The sequence below is a fragment of the Candidatus Campbellbacteria bacterium genome, assembly GCA_024653945.1.
Lineage (GTDB): Bacteria > Patescibacteriota > Minisyncoccia > Phycocordibacterales > EsbW-18 > EsbW-18.
In genome coordinates this window covers 40229-59547 of sequence record JANLIT010000001.1, presented here as the reverse complement: position 1 = coordinate 59547, position 19319 = coordinate 40229, and the positions used below count along the sequence as shown (strand labels likewise).

At 44.8% G+C, this 19319-nt stretch carries 19 protein-coding genes and 1 tRNA gene; 16 read left to right on the top strand and 4 right to left on the bottom strand.

The genetic code is table 11. The features are described 5' to 3' along the window. Window positions 1-8 precede the first annotated feature (8 nt). The 4 genes from rsmH to NUW02_00235 all read left to right on the top strand — a co-directional run bounded on the left by rsmH (window position 9) and on the right by NUW02_00235 (window position 4348). Complete coding sequence (rsmH, locus tag NUW02_00250; protein MCR4274471.1) at window positions 9-890, top strand: 16S rRNA (cytosine(1402)-N(4))-methyltransferase RsmH; 882 nt, start codon at window positions 9-11, stop codon at window positions 888-890. Between the two features lie 132 nt (window positions 891-1022). Then, entirely contained in the window at window positions 1023-1340 is a 318-nt protein-coding gene (locus NUW02_00245; GenBank protein MCR4274470.1) for a hypothetical protein, read from the top strand. Further along, the gene (locus NUW02_00240; GenBank protein ID MCR4274469.1) at window positions 1324-3060 is read left to right on the top strand and encodes a penicillin-binding protein 2; all 1737 of its coding nucleotides are present in this window, start codon (window positions 1324-1326) and stop codon (window positions 3058-3060) included. Before NUW02_00245 ends, NUW02_00240 begins: the two co-directional genes overlap by 17 nt. A gap of 4 nt (window positions 3061-3064) precedes the next feature. After that, the gene (locus tag NUW02_00235) at window positions 3065-4348 is read left to right on the top strand and encodes a UDP-N-acetylmuramoyl-tripeptide--D-alanyl-D-alanine ligase (protein MCR4274468.1); all 1284 of its coding nucleotides are present in this window, start codon (window positions 3065-3067) and stop codon (window positions 4346-4348) included. Window positions 4349-4604: 256 nt separating this feature from the next. Here the strand turns inward: NUW02_00235 and NUW02_00230 are convergent, their stop codons facing one another. Together NUW02_00230 and NUW02_00225 are read right to left on the bottom strand one after the other, a co-directional pair. Then, a complete protein-coding gene (locus tag NUW02_00230; GenBank protein ID MCR4274467.1) occupies window positions 4605-4808 on the bottom strand; it encodes a hypothetical protein in 204 nt (67 codons plus the stop codon). 157 nt (window positions 4809-4965) lie between these two features. Beyond that, window positions 4966-5286 (bottom strand): hypothetical protein, encoded by a 321-nt coding sequence (locus NUW02_00225; protein MCR4274466.1) that lies wholly within the window; start codon window positions 5284-5286, stop codon window positions 4966-4968. Between the two features lie 71 nt (window positions 5287-5357). Here NUW02_00225 and NUW02_00220 point away from each other — a divergent pair. The 8 genes from NUW02_00220 to NUW02_00185 all read left to right on the top strand — a co-directional run bounded on the left by NUW02_00220 (window position 5358) and on the right by NUW02_00185 (window position 12008). Next, window positions 5358-5432 (top strand) — tRNA-Glu (locus NUW02_00220). A gap of 492 nt (window positions 5433-5924) precedes the next feature. Further along, on the top strand, window positions 5925-6170 hold the full coding sequence (locus tag NUW02_00215; protein MCR4274465.1) for a hypothetical protein: 246 nt from the start codon (window positions 5925-5927) through the stop codon (window positions 6168-6170). A gap of 202 nt (window positions 6171-6372) precedes the next feature. Beyond that, window positions 6373-7599: a hypothetical protein gene (locus NUW02_00210; protein ID MCR4274464.1), complete on the top strand. Its 1227-nt coding sequence runs from the start codon at window positions 6373-6375 to the stop codon at window positions 7597-7599. 152 nt (window positions 7600-7751) lie between these two features. Then, window positions 7752-8312 (top strand): DNA-3-methyladenine glycosylase I, encoded by a 561-nt coding sequence (locus NUW02_00205; GenBank protein ID MCR4274463.1) that lies wholly within the window; start codon window positions 7752-7754, stop codon window positions 8310-8312. A gap of 1362 nt (window positions 8313-9674) precedes the next feature. Further along, window positions 9675-10004 (top strand): MGMT family protein, encoded by a 330-nt coding sequence (locus tag NUW02_00200; protein MCR4274462.1) that lies wholly within the window; start codon window positions 9675-9677, stop codon window positions 10002-10004. Window positions 10005-10152: 148 nt separating this feature from the next. After that, window positions 10153-10554: a metallopeptidase family protein gene (locus NUW02_00195; protein ID MCR4274461.1), complete on the top strand. Its 402-nt coding sequence runs from the start codon at window positions 10153-10155 to the stop codon at window positions 10552-10554. A 104-nt stretch (window positions 10555-10658) separates the two neighbouring features. Next, window positions 10659-11516 carry a hypothetical protein gene (locus tag NUW02_00190; GenBank protein ID MCR4274460.1) on the top strand — a complete coding sequence of 286 codons (858 nt, stop codon included), beginning with the start codon at window positions 10659-10661 and terminating at the stop codon, window positions 11514-11516. A gap of 123 nt (window positions 11517-11639) precedes the next feature. After that, complete coding sequence (locus tag NUW02_00185; protein ID MCR4274459.1) at window positions 11640-12008, top strand: DoxX family protein; 369 nt, start codon at window positions 11640-11642, stop codon at window positions 12006-12008. 57 nt (window positions 12009-12065) lie between these two features. Here NUW02_00185 and thrS read toward each other — a convergent pair whose 3' ends face one another. Beyond that, window positions 12066-13802 carry a threonine--tRNA ligase gene (thrS, locus tag NUW02_00180; GenBank protein ID MCR4274458.1) on the bottom strand — a complete coding sequence of 579 codons (1737 nt, stop codon included), beginning with the start codon at window positions 13800-13802 and terminating at the stop codon, window positions 12066-12068. A gap of 151 nt (window positions 13803-13953) precedes the next feature. Here thrS and NUW02_00175 point away from each other — a divergent pair, with 151 nt between their 5' ends. Further along, window positions 13954-14361, top strand: coding sequence for a hypothetical protein (locus NUW02_00175; GenBank protein MCR4274457.1), 408 nt, complete (start codon window positions 13954-13956; stop codon window positions 14359-14361). A gap of 8 nt (window positions 14362-14369) precedes the next feature. On the opposite strand, the gene dnaE is transcribed toward NUW02_00175, so the two are convergent. After that, a complete protein-coding gene (gene dnaE, locus NUW02_00170) occupies window positions 14370-17594 on the bottom strand; it encodes a DNA polymerase III subunit alpha (protein MCR4274456.1) in 3225 nt (1074 codons plus the stop codon). Between the two features lie 124 nt (window positions 17595-17718). Here dnaE and NUW02_00165 point away from each other — a divergent pair, with 124 nt between their 5' ends. From NUW02_00165 to rpmF, 3 genes are all read left to right on the top strand, one after another. Next, window positions 17719-18336 (top strand): ribonuclease HII, encoded by a 618-nt coding sequence (locus NUW02_00165; protein ID MCR4274455.1) that lies wholly within the window; start codon window positions 17719-17721, stop codon window positions 18334-18336. 103 nt (window positions 18337-18439) lie between these two features. Further along, on the top strand, window positions 18440-18916 hold the full coding sequence (locus NUW02_00160) for an NUDIX domain-containing protein (GenBank protein ID MCR4274454.1): 477 nt from the start codon (window positions 18440-18442) through the stop codon (window positions 18914-18916). Window positions 18917-19012: 96 nt separating this feature from the next. Further along, the gene (gene rpmF, locus NUW02_00155) at window positions 19013-19297 is read left to right on the top strand and encodes a 50S ribosomal protein L32 (GenBank protein MCR4274453.1); all 285 of its coding nucleotides are present in this window, start codon (window positions 19013-19015) and stop codon (window positions 19295-19297) included. The last annotated feature ends 22 nt before the right edge of the window (window positions 19298-19319 follow it).

Below are 19319 nucleotides of genomic sequence, written 5' to 3'. Positions count from 1 at the left end.
GAGAAACTATGACCCACGTTCCTGTTCTTTTACAACACGTGATTGAAGGATTGGCCTTGAGTAAAGGTGCGACCGTTGTCGATGCAACCGTTGGTGGCGCTGGATACACAAAAGCACTGTGTGATGTAGTTGGTCCAAAAGGTGTCGTTATCGGATTGGACCAAGATGAGGGAGCGCTGAGGGCGGCAAAAGAAACACTCGCCGATGTTGCCTGCACACTTCACTTAGTTCACGCAAACTTTCGTGATGTGGATGAAGCACTTGCCACACTGGGTATTTCTGAAGTTGATGGTATCGCATTTGATATCGGACTCAGTTCGCTTCAGCTTGAAGAGTCAGGACGAGGATTCAGTTTTATGCGCGACGAACCGCTTCTTATGACGTTTCAAGAAAAACAGGACTCATCACACTTCACCGCGAAAGATATTGTGAACTCTTGGAAAGAAGACGAGATTGCAAATGTGCTCATTGGGTACGCCGAAGAACGAAATGCTAAGAAAATTGCAAAAGCAATTGTTGAGGCACGACGAAAGAGTTCGATTGAGACAACAACACAATTGGTTGAGATCATCACGGAAGCCTTGGGATACAAAGGAGGACCTATTCATCCAGCAACAAAGACATTTCAAGCACTACGAATTGCGGTAAACGATGAGCTCGGAGCACTCGATGGGGGTCTTGCGAAAGGGTACACAGTTTTAAAGAAAGGAGGGCGAATGGCAGTTGTCAGTTTTCATAGTTTAGAGGACAGAAAGGTAAAGGAGTTTTTTAAAGAAAAAGAAAAAGAGGGAAGTACCCGAATAACCAAGAAGCCCATTCCTCCAGATTTTGACGAAGTACGACGAAATCCACGATCACGCAGCGCAAAGTTAAGAATACTAGAGAAATAAGCACGAAATTCGAATCTCGAAATACGAAACAAACTCATACACCCACTCCCCACATACCAACTACTATCTACCAACCCCCAACTCCCAACATTCTACCTACTACTTACTACCTACTACTTTCTACCCACATATATGGTCCGCGATCTCTTCCAACTCAATACGTTCTACAAAAAAACCATCGCTGGGTTATGTCTGATACTCGTTGGTATGATTGCAATGTATGGCGTATTAGAATTTCAAACCTATGCGCGAATTGTTGCTCAAGAAACTCTTGAACAGAATATGGTGGATGTATCAGCTTCTGTGAGTACGCTTGAAAGTGATTATATGCGTCGAATGGGTCTGTTGACGTTAGATGAAGCGCACCTGCGTGGCTTTATAGATACAGATGTTTCTTTCTTTGTTTCCCGACAAGCCCAAACCCTAACCTTGCATGACCGCGCATACTAGTGATATTTTACGCAAACGAGGGCGGGTTCTCTTTGTTATATTTTTTTTTCTTGCGCTTGGTCTTACCACTAAGTTGTATCTTGTGCAGGTGGTACACGGAGATGAGTTTTTGGAAGAGGCAAATCATCAATATACACGCCCGAGCGGCGGGCTTTTTAATAGAGGGTCAATCTTTTTTCAGGATAAAAATGGTCAACGTGTTTCTGCCGCAACACTTGGCTCTGGTTTTGCTTTGACGCTCAATCCATCACAAATAACAGATGCAGAAGATGCATACACAAAAATAAGCACTCTTGTTGATATAGATGAAGGTACCTTTTTGTCATACGCAGATAAAACAGATGATACCTACGCGGTTGTCGCACATCGTCTTGACCAAAAAACCGCCGACGTGCTACTTGCACTTGATATTGATGGAGTAACTCTTGAAAAAGAACGATGGCGTTTGTACCCAGGTGAAGAACGTGCCGCAAACACCATCGGGTTTGTTGGATTTAATGGGGATGAATTTGCAGGACGATATGGTTTGGAAAAATATTACGAACGTTTGTTACAGAGAAACGACAAAAAGTTGTACAAAAATATTTTTGTTGAAATTTTTTCCACCGTACAAGATGTTGCCCGTACGCAAAACGAAGAAGGGGAAGGTGATGTGGTTACGACGATTGAACCTAATGTGCAGGGGTTTCTTGAAGATGTTCTTGTAAAAGTAGACAAAGAGCTTACCCCAAAGACGCTCGGTGGAATCATCATTGATCCAGTAACAGGAGCTATCTATGCACTTGCGATTTTGCCGACGTTTAATCCGAATGATTTTTCAGGTGTTACAGATCCAATGGTATTTGGAAATCCTATTGTAGAAGGGACATTTGAAATGGGTTCTATTATGAAACCAATCACCATGGCAGCAGGTTTGGATGCTGGTGTGGTAACGCCAGACACAACGTACACCGATAAGGGATTTGTGGAGGCAAACGGATACACAATTTGGAACTATGACCTCAAAGGTCGGGGGCCAAACACAAGTATGCAAAAAGTGCTTGGTAATTCACTCAACACTGGTATGGCGTATGTCGTTTCACGATTGGGGAACAAACGCTTTACGCAGTACATGAACAATTTTGGTTTAGGAATAGAAACAGGAATTGATCTTCCTGGAGAAGTTCCGGGTAATTTAAAACCGCTTGATACATCTCGTGATATAGAACACATTACCGCAGGATTTGGACAAGGAATTGCGGTGACACCAATTGCTATGGTACGAGCGCTCTCTGCACTCGCAAATGGAGGAAAACTTATTTCTCCGCACGTGGTTCAGGAGATTGTCTATGATCTCGGTTTTTCAAAAATGACCACACACCCAGAAGAGAAACAAGTTATACAACCAAAAACAAGTGAAACAATCACACGAATGCTTGTAGAGGTTGTTGATACATACTTACTCGGCGGAACAGTCAAAAAAGACACCTATGCAATAGCTGCAAAGACAGGAACGGCTCAAATTGCAAAAAAGGGTGGTAGTGGCTACTATGACGATAGATTCCTTCACTCGTTCTTCGGATACTTTCCCGCATACCAGCCGAGGTTTCTCGTGTTCTTCTTTGCCGAAGAACCGCACGGTACTACATTTGCTTCGCAAACATTTACTCTGCCATTCATGGATACTGTTGATTTCCTCATAAACTACTATCAAATTCCACCCGACCGACAACAGCTCTAGAAACATGATTAAATCTTTTTTTAAAAAAATAGTTGTTATCCTCCTCACACTTGAGGCGCGAATTATTTTGGCGAAGTATGCGCCGTACATCGTTGGTATCACAGGAAGTGTTGGTAAAACCTCAACCAAAGATGCTGTTGCCAGTGTTGCTACACTTTTTGGTTCAGTGCGCGCAAGTGAAAAAAGTTATAACTCGGAACTCGGTATTCCTCTGACGGTACTTGGATGCGAAACTGCGTGGGGGAGTGCTTCGGGGTGGCTACAGGTTTTTTTTCATGGTATAGGTCTTATTATTTTTTCAAAACCATATCCAAAGTGGCTTGTTCTTGAAATGGGGGTAGATCACCCAGGGGATATGAAGCGTTCAGTATCGTGGGTACGCCTTGATAGTGCGATTATCACGCATGTGGGCGTTACTCCCGTACACGTTGAATTTTTTTCTTCTCCGCAGGAAGTGTTTGAGGAAAAAAAGAAGATTATTGATGGTCTGTGCCAAAAAGGAACACTCGTCCTCTCCTATGATGACGAACAGGTGCTAGGTTTGAAAGATGCTTCAACACACAAAACACTCACCTACGGGCGCAATGACAACGCAGATGTTCGGGGCGATTTCTATTCTGTTGTGTATGACGATACAGGAGCACCAACAGGATGCGCATTTAAAATAATTCATGGGGGCAACATCGTTCCCTTTGAACTACGTGGTGTTGTGGGGCAACATCTCATGTATCCATGTCTTGCTGCATGTGCTTTTGGACTTTCTCAAGGACTCAACTTGGTAGGTGTAACGGATGCCTTACGTACTGTGGTGCTTCCCCCGGGGCGCATGCGTCTTCTCAAAGGGCTTCACAATGCAACCTTGATAGATGATACGTACAACGCATCTCCTGTTGCCGTAGAGAGTGCTCTCAAAACACTGCAGGATATTAAAGGAAAACGAAAAATCGCTGTCTTGGGAGACATGATGGAACTTGGAAAATTTTCAGAAAGTGCGCATGCGGATGTTGGGACGTGGTGTTCGGGTATTGATGTGTTGGTGACGGTCGGTAGTCGCATGCGAGGTGCGGTACAAAGTGCAAAAGATACTGGTGTGATGCGAGTTGAAAGTTTTGATGCTTCTCAAGAGGCGGGGCTTTTTGTAAAAAGTATTTTAAAAGAGGGTGATGTTGTATTACTCAAAGGTTCTCAATCGGTGCGCGTTGAACACGTTACCAAAGAACTTCTTGCACACCCAGAGCAAGCAGATTCACTTTTAGTACGACAGGGGACAGAATGGAGCAAACGCTAACTGCTTAGCGTTTGCTCCGGTGCACGAAGTGCAACGGTCGTTACTGAGCAAGGCGAAGTAGACCGTAGGTGGATATAGATCTCCTGTGGAGATTTATATCCGACCGAAAGGAGGTGGATTAAAAGATAACTGCTTATCTTTTAATCTGGTGCTCGCCATTTGGCGAGCAACAACCGTTGTGAGCGCTTACGCGAACAGGTTGTAGGTGGACAGAAAGATAAAAACAGAAACCCGGCACAAACCATCGTGTCGGGCCTTACTTTCTCTCGCACTGCTTGAGCCAGAACTCAGGCATTTCGCGTGTGCCGTTGTCGCCCAAGAGTTTGAATGTGTACTGGAGAAAGAGCTCACCATTCTTGTAGCCAGGTGATGTTTTTTCTACAGCACTCACTACAACGCCAACATCACCCATACTGTGATGGAGAACTGCTTCAACTACCGTTCCTACAGGAAATTTCATTGGAAGCATTGGGTACCTCCTCCTTTTGTTTCTAGACCCATTCTCTACCTGAAACAGAAGTTGTCAATCCTGTTAGAGTTTAAAACTCTAACAAAATCAATGTAATAGAAAAGCGGCAACCATGCTCGGTTGCCGCCTCCCAAGAACTTCGCGATGTCTACGTCGTAGGGAGTAGGTTGTACAGGTACTGGAAGGGGAGAAGCATGAATCCCCCCAACTTCAGCATCAACCATCCCAGACAGAACAGCACGACGCTACAGATCGGGAAGTAGACGGCGCCTCCGATGATCCGGAGTGCCACAGGATGACTTTCTCCCGTATCCTGGTTGGTGCCGATGAGTGCATCTGAGAGTGGTTTGATGTTCACTACGGCAAGGATGAAGCCGAAGTACACCACAAACATCAGAGCGGTGAGACTGTTCATTTGGACTCCCCCTTGGTTGCACTTTGTGAACGTGTCTATAGGTATACTATACATAGACTTTTTTTAGTCAATCAAAAAGAATATTCCTTGCCTGATGTTCTTATTTTCGTTATCCTGTGCAACACGGCCTCATCGTCTAGCCTGGTCCAGGACGTCACCTTCTCAAGGTGTAAACTCGGGTTCGAATCCCGATGAGGTCACACGCGAAAGAAAATATCTCAGTTCATCTGGGGTATTTTCTTTTGTGAGTCCAGGGATTCGAACCGCGGGCCGCAGGCGTCGAAGAGACGCCGAAGGTTTCGAGCCGAGTACGGCGAGAGGCGAATCCCGATAGGGTCACATGATTCTTTTCTTTACAAATTTGTCCTTGTGAGTATACTCACGGCAGGTGTGAACCCGTACTAGGCGGTTCCTAGGATTAAACCGAAGAAGGAGAGGTCTACGTGATATATCCAAATTTGGGTAAAATTCTCCGGCTCGCTGAAAGGGCGCTTGGTTCCAGGACTCTTTCCCAGATGGTTGAGGACGGGAATCTTGGCGGTTATCTGTGCGTTTTTGATAACGACGCCGGTCCGGACGCATCACCAGTACTTTCTGCTCTGGTGGGCAACATGAATGACGTTGCTCGGCGGGGCCGGTGTCTCGCCAATGCTCTCGACAAGGGCAAGCGACTCCTGGAGAATCGTGGCCACGTGAGTGCTTGGCAGAGCCGCGACCTCAACACTGAGCCGAAGCACTACGGCGGTGGTATCAGAGCCGGCAATCTTGTCATTGCATTCTCTGGGTTCCCTGAACACGGTGATGAGGTAATCGTGCTAACCATCGCCATCGGGAGTGGTCTACTCGAGGAAGGTGGTGTTCAAGCGATTGCCGAAGTAAGCAGTAATTCACTGGTGCCAATCCTTCTCGATGAGTTGGAGGATGAGTTGCCGTTCTAGACTCTGTTTGACCACTTTTTTGAGACCGCGTTTCCGGATACAACTCCCGGGACGCGGCTTTTCTTTTACTTGGCTTTTTGGTTTTACGTGAGCGAGGTTTAATCTTGCCACTGTTCGTGCACATTGTCTTTTCGTTTTTCGGGTGTATGGTGGGGATATTAAAAGGTGCCTGACCCTATTTCTTAAGATATATCATATAAATATGAAGACTAAAAAGATACCAAAAATAAAACAACAAACAAAGTTAATCAAAGGGGAGGCAAATACGAACATTGATTCTTTTAGACATATGCAGAATGTTTTTGAAAACAATATTTTTCTTCAAGAAATATCAATTAGAGAAATTGGGAAACATGCGCAAGAATATGACAATAAAAAGCTTAAACCCTTTTTGGAAGTATTAAAGAAAAAAGCCAAGGAAAATAAAAATCATGCCAAAGGTAAGTTAAAACTTAAATTTTCAAAAAAAGAATTAAGTAATGTTTCTGAGATACTTGTTGATGTTTTAAAGACACAACCATTACAAGGACATTTATTTGCACAAAATACTATAGTGTCTATGGTTTCAACTTTAGATATTTTACTTTCGAAATTATTTAGTTTTTATTATAAAAAGAATTACAAGAAATTATCATTAGAAAATCAGTCAATCAACTATAAAGAGCTAGAAAATATAGAAAACATAGCAGAGGCCCAAAAATTTCTAATTGACAGAGAAATTGAAGCTCTTTTGATTGAAAAAGGATTAGATCGAAAACTAAAAGTTTTAAAAAAGGACATGGCTCTTAATTTAGATCCAATTAGTAAAAATTTGGAAGATTTAAAAAAATTAATTAAAATAAGAAATCTTATTGTTCACAATGAAGGAAAAAAGGATCGAGAGTATATTAAAAGATATGGAGACGAAAAAAATAATTCAAACAAAACTATAACTATAACAGACAAATATCTTACCGATTCACTTTACTTATTGTATTTTATAGGAACTTATATCATTCAAGAAGCTCAACTTAACTTTTCTGAAGAAATAAAAAATAAAAATTTTTTATTAACCAATCCATTACATTATTTAGTCAAACATGAACAATATAATTATACAAAATCCATATATAATTTTATTTCAAATCTCAAAATAGATGCTTCTGAGAAAAAATACATAGCTATTAACTACTGTATTGGATTAAAAAAACAAGGGAAAAAATTGGAAGATATAGAAAAAGTTTTACTGTTAGAAGATTGGAGCTTAACTAGAGATGATTTTGAGATGTGTAAATTTGCTTTATTGGAAAAACACAAAGATTTTTATAAATATTTAAGTAAATTAATCAAGGCAAAAACCGTAGGAAAAAAAGAAATAGACGAATGGGAAATTTTCACTTTTTATAAGAATAAGCCTGAATTCAAATCTATAATTAAAAATATTAAATAATTACAACTCTAAAATTAATTAAGATAAATTATCGAGGCACGAGAAGAGTCAATCTAATATATTAAAACGCCAGTAAAAATGAAAAATGGTGTCGGGCATCTTTTCTTTTTTATATTATATTAGGGCTCTTTTTACAGTGGTAGAATGTGTGTATGAAAAAACGTTGTCCGTGGATCAAAATTGGTGACGAACTCTATGAGAAGTACCACGACGAAGAGTGGGGTGTTCCTGTATATGACGACAAAAAGATTTTTGAATTTCTCGTGCTTGAAAGTGCACAAGCCGGTCTTTCGTGGCTCACGGTGTTGCGCAAAAGAGAAAACTATAGAAAAGCATTTTCGCAGTTTAATCCCTCGAGAGTAGCACTTTTTGGAAAAAGGGAAGTACGTCAGCTTCTTACAAATGAGGGCATCATTCGCAACCGTGCAAAAATTGAAGCGGCAATTAACAATGCACGGCGTTTTCTTGAAGTACAGAAAGAATTTGGCACGTTTTCAAAATATATATGGAGTTTTGTTGGCGGAAAACCAATCCAACACAAAATAAAAACACTCAAGGACTACAAACCAACAATAAAAGAATCGGATGCGCTTGCATTGGACTTAAAAAAACGTGGATTTAAGTTTCTTGGCTCAACAACGGTGTATGCACACATGCAGGCAACGGGAATGGTGAATGACCACTCCGTTGATTGTTTTCGGCGAGAAAAGTAATGTAAAAAAATAAAATGTCACCCCCGAAAGAGTGACACTGTGGTTCAAGCGACTTCGAGCATATTTCCTGAGAGGGCGGTTTTTCAGTGGCGACTCCACCTTGGCCAGAGCCAAAGCTTCTCCGTCTCCCGCCTAGTCTACGCTACTCAAGATCATCTCTCCGCCACCCCAAGGGAATTGAACCCTCGAAACAGTAGCAGTTTCCTGTCTACTATTGGCTGTTCGGGCTCATCGCCCTTTAAACTCTCTAGGTTTGGGCTCATCCCCGCCCCCAGAAAGACCAGCAAGCCACCGAGTGTTTGCCTGAACCAAAATGGATAGTATACAGGTATCTCCTGTATGTCAACGTGCTGTTTTCGGTACAGGGATGCATTTAAACAAAAAATTTGACGAAAGGTATTTTTTATTGAGAAACGAGATATGTGATTGACAACAACTTCACTATCCGTATACTTCTCACATACCAAGCATGCGGTACGTTACGGCTCTCGCAAGAGGACCACAACAAACCGAGAGTGATTGGTTACACGGTAAGGAGAACAGTGCAATGTTCTCTCTGAAACCACTTCAGTCCGGTGCCTAGCATCAGACGCGATAGTCCAGTTGGGATGACTGCGAACTTCGGTTTGCTTCTCCTCAAAGGGAATGTCGATGTGAGACAACGTGGAATGAGCCGAGGGAAACTATGGGAGAGAAGCACGCGGGAGCAATCTTGCGAGCAACTCGGTTTCCATTGCACCAGGAGGAGATGTCGGACCTAGCACTCTGTCGCTTGCGGCAGAATCGACAACTTCTACAGTGGGGTGTTCGGAGGACTCAAAACCCTTCAGACATCATCACAACGAACGAGACCAGCGCCCTTAAAAGGAATTGGTCACGATCGCCTCAGAGGCAAACGAGAAATCGCAGGGAGCTCACCCTTTCTGCAATAACTCGGTAATGGTTCTGTGTGACACATCAGTGAAACACAGGGCTCGTGGGAACGGATGATGTCCAACCCAGGACACGTGCTCTCGACTTCGGTCGCGACACGCAAAATCATCCAAGAGCGATAGGCCGCTCTGTTCCCAACGTCTTAATCTATCCTCAGGAGTTCGCTCCAGAGGTCGACGTAGATTCCGTTCTTTTTTCCAGTATCATTGCCGGTCGCCGGTAGTTACTGAAGAGGTCCGACGCTTGCGCTCGGGCCTTTTCTCTATTCCATATTATTATTTTCCATATTTTACGTTTTATATTCCCTAATTCCTGCCTGCCGCCTGCCTGCCGGCAGGCAGGGCAGGCAGGGCAGGCAGGCGCGCGAATGGTAGAATAAGGGTGTCGCGTTTCAATGGACAGTTACGCGACGCGATTTTGTGAAATCGTATGAAGAAAAAAGTACTTGGGCCAACATTTAGCGAACGTGTTGTACGCCTTGCACAAAAAATCCCAAGCGGACGTGTGACGACGTACGGGCGTATTGCACGTAGTGCAGGTGGTGGTGCAATGTCAGCACAAAGCATTACCTCAATACTTGGAAAAGCAGAGGGTGAAGGCGCATCAATCCCTTTTCATAGAATTGTATATGCTGATGGGAGAATCTGGATAAACGAGCAGTACAGGGCACAACGCATGAAACTCTACAAACAAGAGGGAATAGAAATAGAAAAAAATGACCGCATCAAATATTTCTGGGATGTGTTGTATGAATTTTAATGAATCGGTCTCGCGACATGATTCCGCAGAATCAGGTACGTGACACAATTTCGCTCATTACGTCGCGCTTTTGGTCACGTTTTAATGGACAGTACGTGACATGATTCTGCAGAATCAACACTTGCGCGACGTGATTTTGGAAAATCATATGACAGCAATCTCACGTGAAGAATTTGAAGCCATGGTACAGGAAGCGTTTGTGCGTCTTCCGGAGAAATTTCGCATGCTTGTGAAAAATGTTGCCATACTTGTTGAAGAAAGTGTTGATGAAAAAACGAGGAAAAAACTGAAGCTTTCTCCTCAGTCAGATCTTCTCGGACTGTACACCGGCGTTCCAAGAACAAAACGAAGTAACGACGCTGGTTTTGCGTATCCCGACGTTATCACATTGTACAAAACACCCTTGGAAAGGCATGCACAGGAGTTAGGCAAAACACTTCCCGACGTTATATACGAAACACTGTGGCACGAAATCGGTCACCACTTTGGTCTTGACGAAAAAGGAGTACGGAAGCGTGAACGAGAGAAGTTTAAAAATGAGCGTGGGTGAGAGAAGGGTGGTCTAGACAAGAACATGAGAATAATGTAGAATTCTTGTGGTTATGAGGAGGCATCGTGCCTCTTTTTTGTTCTCTAACAACAAGGAGAAGAAAGATGAAGAGATTCGTCGTAGTCCTCGCAGTTCTGTTCGTCGTCGCTTTGCCGACGGCAGTATCGGCCGACATCTTGGTCAATGTCTATGCTTCGCCGGCGCCGAATGGCTTCGGCTCGCCGAGCTGGAGCGGTTACCTGGCGAACGCCATGAACGCGCTTCAAAACGGTCTTTCGGTCGTTGGAGACCGCGAGACGGACCCAACAGCGTACTCGGCGCTCGTCCGGTACTTCCCGGGCGACGTCATGGTCACGAGCTTCAGCTCGTGGCGCGGCATCTCGGAACCTCCAGCACCATTCAACGGCGAGTATGGCAACAGGATGCACTTCGGGCTCGTCGCCTTGGGCGACGGTTTGGAGTGGTTCACCTTGGCGAACGTTCAGTTCGCCATTCTGAGCTCGGACGGCCAGCTCAACTACATCGGTAGCCTCGTCGGTACAACCCTCAACGGAACGACGCGTGTAGGGGTGAACTACGGTCCCGACCGGGTACTCGGTGGCGGTGACGACATCGTCTACAATTCCGGCGAATCCGACTCGACGGTTTTGGATGCGCTCTACTACGTTGGTGTCGGGAACGGATACTGGCCTGGGGGAACGACCCCGGATCAGGCGATTCTCGACGAGACCGCCGAGTACATTCGTACGGAGAACATCATCATCTCTGGCGGGTACTCGGTGAACGGGTACCAGAACAGCGGGACGACAACCGTTGTTCTTTGGACACCTGACATCTTTCGGGATGGCTTTGAAACGGGAGACATGTCTCGGTGGACTGGTGCGGTGATGGAGTCACCCTTCGCGCCGGGTCGAGTAATCCCAGAACCGAAGGGCTTCATGCCCACCTGGCCCTCCCAGTAGGTTTTCTTCTTCTCCGTTGCACCTCACGCCCTACACCTTTCTGGATTTGTTCAGAGAGATGCGGGGCGTTTTCTTTTATGCGGTATACTACTAGATGTATCTTTTATATATTAATCTCTTACTATGGACTACAGTAATTTAGGACTTTTAGCACTTCGCCTAGCAATGGGAGTTGTCTTTATCTACCACGGGCTTCCAAAAGTGAGAAGCGCAAAAAAACTTGCTCCGATGGTGGGCATGTCTGCCGGCATGGTGTTGTTTGTTGGGTTAGTTGAAATACTTGGTGGACTCGGTGTTATCACCGGTCTTCTTTTTAAACTATCCGCCCTCGGCCTTGCGATTGTTATGCTTGGCGCTCTCTACTTTAAGTTAGTAAAGTGGCACGTACCCTTCTCTGCTATGGATAAAATGGGATGGGAATTTGATATTGTGTTACTTGCCGGAGCACTCGTACTTCTTCTTGGTGGAGGTGGATCCCTGGTACTTTTCTAAAGATTTTCGAAAATACAAAAAACCACCGTTCGAAAAAACTGGTGGTTTTTTGTATGTTTAGAGAGCTCGGGTTGAGATTTCTGTTTTTAGTTTTGCAATAAGTGCCTCAAGAGAAATGGTTTCCTTTTCACCAGAGCGTTTTTCAAGCGTGAGTTCACCACTCTCTACCTCTTTATCACCGAGAACAAGTGCGTATGGGTTTTTTCCTATCTTCCACGTACGAATCTTTTTGCCAAGTGTCTCGTTTGAATCATCACAATGTACACGGATGTTTTCTGATTGCAGAGCCGTGGTTAGTTCTCGTGCTTTTGTGAGATGTTTTTCAGAAATGGGCAAGATGGAGATTTGTATCGGTGAGAGCCATGTTGGAAGTGCGCCAGCAAAATGCTCAATGATAATACCAATGAAGCGTTCTAGAGAACCGTAAATGACTCGGTGAACAACAACGGGTGTTTTCTTGGTACCATCTGCAGCGGCATAGGAGAGATCAAACCGACGAGGAAGTTGGAAGTCCAGCTGTATGGTGCCCATCTGCCAATCACGGCCAAGTGTATCTTTCATAATAATATCGATTTTTGGACCGTAAAATGCGCCATCACCTTCGGCAACAACATACTCTTTATCTGATTTTTCAAGAATACCTCGTAGTGCCTCTTCTGCCTTATCCCAGGTCTCTTTATCACCAAGGAACTTTTCTGGACGTGTCCCCATACGGAATGAGTAGTCGAGACCAAAAATACCATAGAATTTTTTACATATTTCAAAAATATGTTCGTACTCTGATGCAATCATGTCCTCTGAGATAAAGTTGTGAGAATCGTCCTGTTGGAAGGAGCGAACGCGCAAGAGACCGTTGAGTGTTCCTGAACGCTCGTATCGGTGTAAACGGTCAGTGTCTGAAAGTCGAAGAGGAAGGTCTCGGTAACTTACTTGCATAGACTGAAACACTATCATGGCGTTTGGACAGTTCATTGGTTTAATTCCATATACTTCATTTTCTCCCATGTCCGCAATAAACATATCTTCCTTGTAGTGTTCCCAGTGCCCAGATGTGTGCCAGAGTTCAGCTTTGTTTACAAGCGGACTGGCAATTTCTTGGTAGCCTAAACGTGTGTGTTCTTCTCGCCAAAAGTTAACTAGCTCGTTATAGACAATAAGTCCTTTAGGGAGCCAATATGGCATACCTGGTGCCGTCTCGTGAAACATAAACAAACCTAGTTCGCGTCCAAGTTTCTTATGGTCACGTTTTTTTGCCTCTTCAATTTGTGTCTCGTATGCTTCAAGGTCTTCTTTTGTTGCAAATGCAAAACCATAGATGCGTGTGAGCATTTTATTTTTTTCATCTCCGCGCCAGTACGCACCGGCAAGATGTGAGATTTTGAAACTGTCGGCATCAATATCTTGTGATGGATGGTCAACATGTCCCCCACGACATAAATCGGTAAATCCTCCACATGTGTAGAGTGTTATTTTTTCCCCACGGGAAGCAATCTCATTGATGAGTTCTTCTTTGTATTCGTTCCCTGCAAATCGTTTAAGTGCATCTTCTTTTGAAACCTCCTCATGTGTAAACTCTTTCCACGATGACAGCATTTTTTTCATCCGCTTCTGAATTTCCTTGAGGTCAGTGTCGACAATTGGGGTAGGAAAGTCAAAGTCGTAGTAAAAACCATTGTCCACGGCAGGCCCCAGGGTCGGCTTTGCATCTGGATATATTTCTAAAACTGCCGCGGCCATGAGGTGCGAGAGCGTGTGGCGCATCGGGGCAAGTTCTTCTGGGGTATGTTTATTCATAATCAAAATAATTACTTGTACTACCTCTGTAGTATATAGTTTCTGGCAGACTCTTCAACTGCTCTTACTATGGGAGGAGAACATGGTCAACAGCGAACTGATGGATCGCGTTTTTGCAGAGGCAAGAGCGTGCGGGTTCTTTGTGGAGCGCGTGAACTTGCTATACGGAAATCGCATGAAGACCGTGAGTAGAACTCGGTTTCTCGTCAACGGTCTTCATTGTCGCCTGCACCACCTCACAAACATGCGTGAGGTCGGAGACAGGTACTACGCGATGCTGGGTGTCTCGCGGTCAGCGCTCGAGGATTCTGACTTCACCTTCGTGTCGTTTTGTATGCATGATGGCGAGGAGGAGTTGCTTCTCATTATTCCGAATAGCGTGTTCCTTCAAAGATTTCCTGAGGGCGTTGCCTTCAAGCGCTTCTATCTGCCGGTGCAATGCTCGTGGGTTTACCACACAAGAAAAAAGCGACCAGCTGTTGACTGGTCTCTCTATCTGGATGCGTGGCCACTACTGGTGCCACCATCCTTCCTGCAGAGCGCCTCGGCCACCGGCTGAGGCGTTTTTTATTTAACGGGCGCTACTTCGGGCGCATTACCAAGCAATTTTACTTTGTCAGCGAGCATACTCATTTCTCCGTTGCGTACAGAAATTTTCCCCTTTGCACCGATACACGCTCCAGGAATCAGAATATTTTTGAATTCATCATACGATTTTGGAAAAAGTACTAATTCAAGTGTTCCTGTAAAATCACTGATGTGCACAAACGCCATCTTTTCATTTTTCTTTGTCATAATAGGGCGCACGTCTTCAATGAGGCCATAGATAACCGTCGTCATACCACTAGGAAGTGCTTTTATTTTCTCAATAGTTGTTGGCACTTTTTCTAGAAATACTTTGTGCACATCCAGCGGATGGCCAGAGACATACAAACCAAGAAGTTCTTTTTCCCAGACAAGTTTTTGTGTCTGGGTCGCGCTCTCTGCATCCGCAAGGTGTATGTGTGATACAAACGGACCAGCTGTTCCTGCGCCGAAGAGTGATTCCTGTGCCTTGCCCCGTTCAGATGATTCTTTATTAAAAGCCAAGAGCGTTACAACGTTTGCGAGCATGTGACCCCGTTCGCCAAAACGATCAAGTGAACCCGATTGAATAAGCGCCTCAAGAGATTTTTTATTGAGGTTACGGTCATGAATACGCTCAAGAAAATTTTCAAGTGACTCGTATACTCCGTGTTCCTTGCGTTCTTCAATAATAACGTCAGAAATACCTTCTCCAAGATTTTTAATTGAGTGCAGGCCAAAACGAATTTTCTCTGTGCCATCTTCAGCAAGATCTTTTGTAACGACGGAGAAAACACCATAACTTTCATTAATATCTGGAGGAAGTACTTCAATTCCCATAGAGACACATCCAGCAATAAGCTCGGAGATTTTTTCAACATCTCCCGCGTCAGCCGAAAGTACGGCCGCCATGTACGCAGTGGGGTAGTGCGCCTTCATGTATGCGGTTTGGTATGCCAAACGTCCGTAACTTGCGGCGTGTGCTTTGTTGAATCCGTATCCTTGAAATGGTTCAAAGAGTTTCCACATATCCTCTGCTTGCGCCGTGGTCATGCCAGAATTTTTAACACATCCCTCAACGAAGATGATGTGTTGTTTTGCCATTTCAACGGGGATTTTCTTTCCGATTGCTTTACGAAACGTGTCCACCGTTTCCCACGTGTAGCCGGCAATTTCAAGAGCGGTTGTCATGAGGTCGTCTTGGTATACGAGAATACCGTATGAACGTTCAAGGAACTCTTTCATCTTGGGATGCATATACCGCACAGGACTCCTTCCGTGTTTGCGTGCAATATATTCAGGAATGTTTTTCATCGGACCCGGTCGGTAGAGCGCAACCATAGCGTTGATGTCGTGGATACTTGTGGGGCGGAGCTCTTTAAGAAATTGCGTCATTGCCTGACCTGAAAGCTGGAAGACCGCCATGGTATCTCCACGTGCAAGCATTTCAAATGTTTTTGTGTCATCAATTGGCAGTGTTTCTACATCAATAGCAACATCATAAATCTTTCGCACACGGCGAATTGCTTCAGCAAGTATGGCAAGGTTTTTGAGTCCGAGGAAGTCAAGCTTCAGCAAGCCAATATCTTCCACAGCATGCATGTCATATTGTGTGAGTAGTTTACCCTCGCCCTTTGGGTCAAATTGTGTTGGCACAATATCAATAAGCGGGATAGGGGAAATCACTACTCCCGCGGCGTGCACGGAGATATGTCGTGCACACCCTTCAATCTTTTTTGCCATATCAATAATGCGATGGGCATCTTCGTCACGGTCATAGAGCGCTTTCAAATCTTTCTCATCTTTCATCGCGCGATCCAGGCCCATAGGAAAACCTTGTGAGCCCATTGGAATAAGTTTTGCAATTTGGTCTCCAATCGCGTAATCAAAACCAAGAGCGCGCGCAGTATCACGTACCGCGCCACGCGCCATCATGGTTCCAAATGTTCCAATTTGTGCGACTTTATCCTCCCCATACTTCTCTCGTGCATAGGCAATCATTTCGTCCCTACGGTTATCTGCAATATCCAAATCAATATCAGGAGGTGATGGACGTAGGGGGTTGAGAAAGCGTTCAAACGGTAACTGATATTCAAGAGGGTTCACTGTCGTAATACCGAGGAGGTACGAGACCAGAGAGCCAGCAACGGAACCACGAGTGTTGGTCAAAATTGTATGTTCCCGCGCGTAATCTAAAAGATCTGCCACAACGAGAAAATATGGCGCATATCCTTTTGAAATAATGGTAGTAAGTTCATATTCAAGTCGTTCTGTTACCTCTGCCGACTTGGTGAGTTCGCGTCGTGCCACTCCTTCCTCCACGCGCAGTCGCAACTCACTTCCATACGTGGTGCCTTTGGGAATGTTAAAGGTTGGGAAAAGCCAATTGCCAAGCGGAATCTCTACTTTGCACCGCTGTGTAATTTTGACCGTGTTTTCAAGTGCGTCTGGCGTGTCCTTGAAGAGTTTGTACATTTCCTCGGATGTGAGAAAAGAAAAATCGGCCTCTGAAGACGTAAAACCGCCACCACGGAAGTCAGAACCAGATTGTATGGAGAGGAGTGTTTTTCGTGCCGGCATATCTTCAGGAGAAAGGTAGTGGACATCGTTGCTGGCGATGAGTGGTGTGTTTTTTTCACGTGCAAGTGCAATTACTTTTTGCACAAGTGCTTCATGTCCATCAACGTCGGGATGGTGTGTAATTTCCAGATAGAGATTTTCTTTTCCAAATGTCTCAAGGTAAAAAGAAAATGCACTGTTCAGGCGCTCTGTGTCATTGTTGCGAAGTGCGTTTGAAAGTGGGCCATTGAAAATGGGGAGAATGGCAATAAGTCCCTCATGATATTTCTGCAATAGTTCTCGGTCAACGCGCGGGCGATAGTAAAATCCCTCGGTGTGCGAATAGGTAACAAGTTTGATGAGATTTTTGTATCCCACATCATTTATTGCCAAAAGAACGAGCCGATCGCGCTTGGCGTCTATGCCCGCTTCTTTGTCAAAACGTGTGCGAGATGCAACATAAAAATCAACACCAAGAATTGGATTAATTTCTGCTTTAATGCATGCTTTGTAAAATTCAATCGCACCATACATGTTGCCATTATCGGTGAGTGCGAGTGCGGGCATTTTCAATTCAACCGCTTTCGCAATAAGCGCTTTTATTTTTGGAAGCGCAGAAAGAAGAGAATAGTGGGAGTGTGTGTGCAAATGGACGAAGGGTGCAGACATATTCCTATTGTACACGCCCATTCAGAAAAGTTTCCTGTGGAGAGAGATTTCAAAATCCAAATGACAAATGTCAAAATCTCCTCAAGGCAACGTCTTGAGACTTAGAGAGTGGTACAATTTCGAGATGCAAACTGTTATTGGAATTGATGAGGCGGGAAGGGGGCCGTTGGCGGGGCCAGTGTCTGTGGCGTGTGTCGCAATTCACTCTCTTGATGTTCAAGAAGCATTTCCGATTGTGCGCGATTCCAAAAAACTCTCTCCTAAAAAACGAGAAGTATGGTTTTCTGAAATTGTGCGCTTACAAAAAGAAGGCGCACTCTCGTATACATCACAATTGGTAAGCGAGCGGACAATAGACTTAAAGGGAATTACCCACGCCATTGCTCAGGGAATTTTTGACGCTCTGAAATCGGTGAACATGCCCAAGGACACACAGATTCTTCTTGATGGGGGATTAAAAGCACCACAAGAGTTCATACATCAAAAAACTATCATCAAAGGGGATGAGAAAGAACTTGCAATTGCACTTGCTTCAATTGTGGCGAAGGTAACACGTGATAAATACATGGTGGAACTTGCCCAAAAGTATCCGGAGTACGGATTTGAAGTTCACAAAGGCTATGGCACCAAAAAACACATACAGGTACTGCTTAAAAGGGGACTTTCGCCCATACACCGAAAGACGTTTTGCAGGAGGTTCGTGTCCTCAAGGTTCGACCTTACGGAAAACACTCGCCCGTAAGGTCGAACCTTACGATGTATTGACAAATATATTAAATAGCATATAATATATTCGGACGAATCCTGAATTAATCAGGCGTCTTCTTTTTTCTAAGGAGGCCGCCATGAGCGGAAAAACAGTTCGGTTCTGCGGAATCGCGTACATCAAGGAGGAAAACGGGGAACCGTTTGTTCTTCTTCTTCCTCCATTTGGTCGGCGGACGCAGGCCAAAATCCCGGGTGGCATGGAGGAAGATACCGACGGAACTCCGAGTTCCGCTGTGAGCCGTGAATCCCTCGAAGAGCTGGGCATTACCCCGCTCAATGCAGAGCGAGTGGTCAGCTGTGAAGACCCCAACAATCCCTTGTCCCTCAGAGATTTCTGGGGTGCCACGAAGTGGAAGGGAGATATTCGAACCGAGGTCAAGCAGGACAACGGAGACACACTCCCACCTCCTGTCTGGACCAAGATCGACCACTCTCTTCTCAGTAGGGAGATGGTGGTCTACTCTCATCGGGAGGCACTCAAGAAGGTCATCGCATGGGGGGTGAACAAGCTTCCGGCTTTCTACTACCTCGCCCAGAACGAGGGTCTCATCTGACCCGAACAGTCCTTCGCCGAAGCCCGCGTGCGTTCAAACCGCACCGGGCTTTTTCTTTTTGCATGAAATTATCTGACGTGCTATAGTATTTTTCATATGACCGTTCGAATGCGACATACAGTAGGACAGACGGGAAGCCGACGTTCCCACCACGCGCTCACAGAGCCACGTCTTTCAACGTGTTCATCTTGTGGCTCAAAACATATCCGACACCAAGCGTGTTCTGTGTGTGGTATCTACCGAGGGCGGACAGTCCTTGACGCAAAGGGCAAGCAAGAACGCTCCCTTCGTCGCAAACAAGTAAAAATTCGAGCACGTGGAGAAGCTGTAGCCAAAACACCAAAAGCAGACAAAGAGGAGACTAAGAAAACAGTAAAATAGTTTCATCGAAAAAATCGTCAGC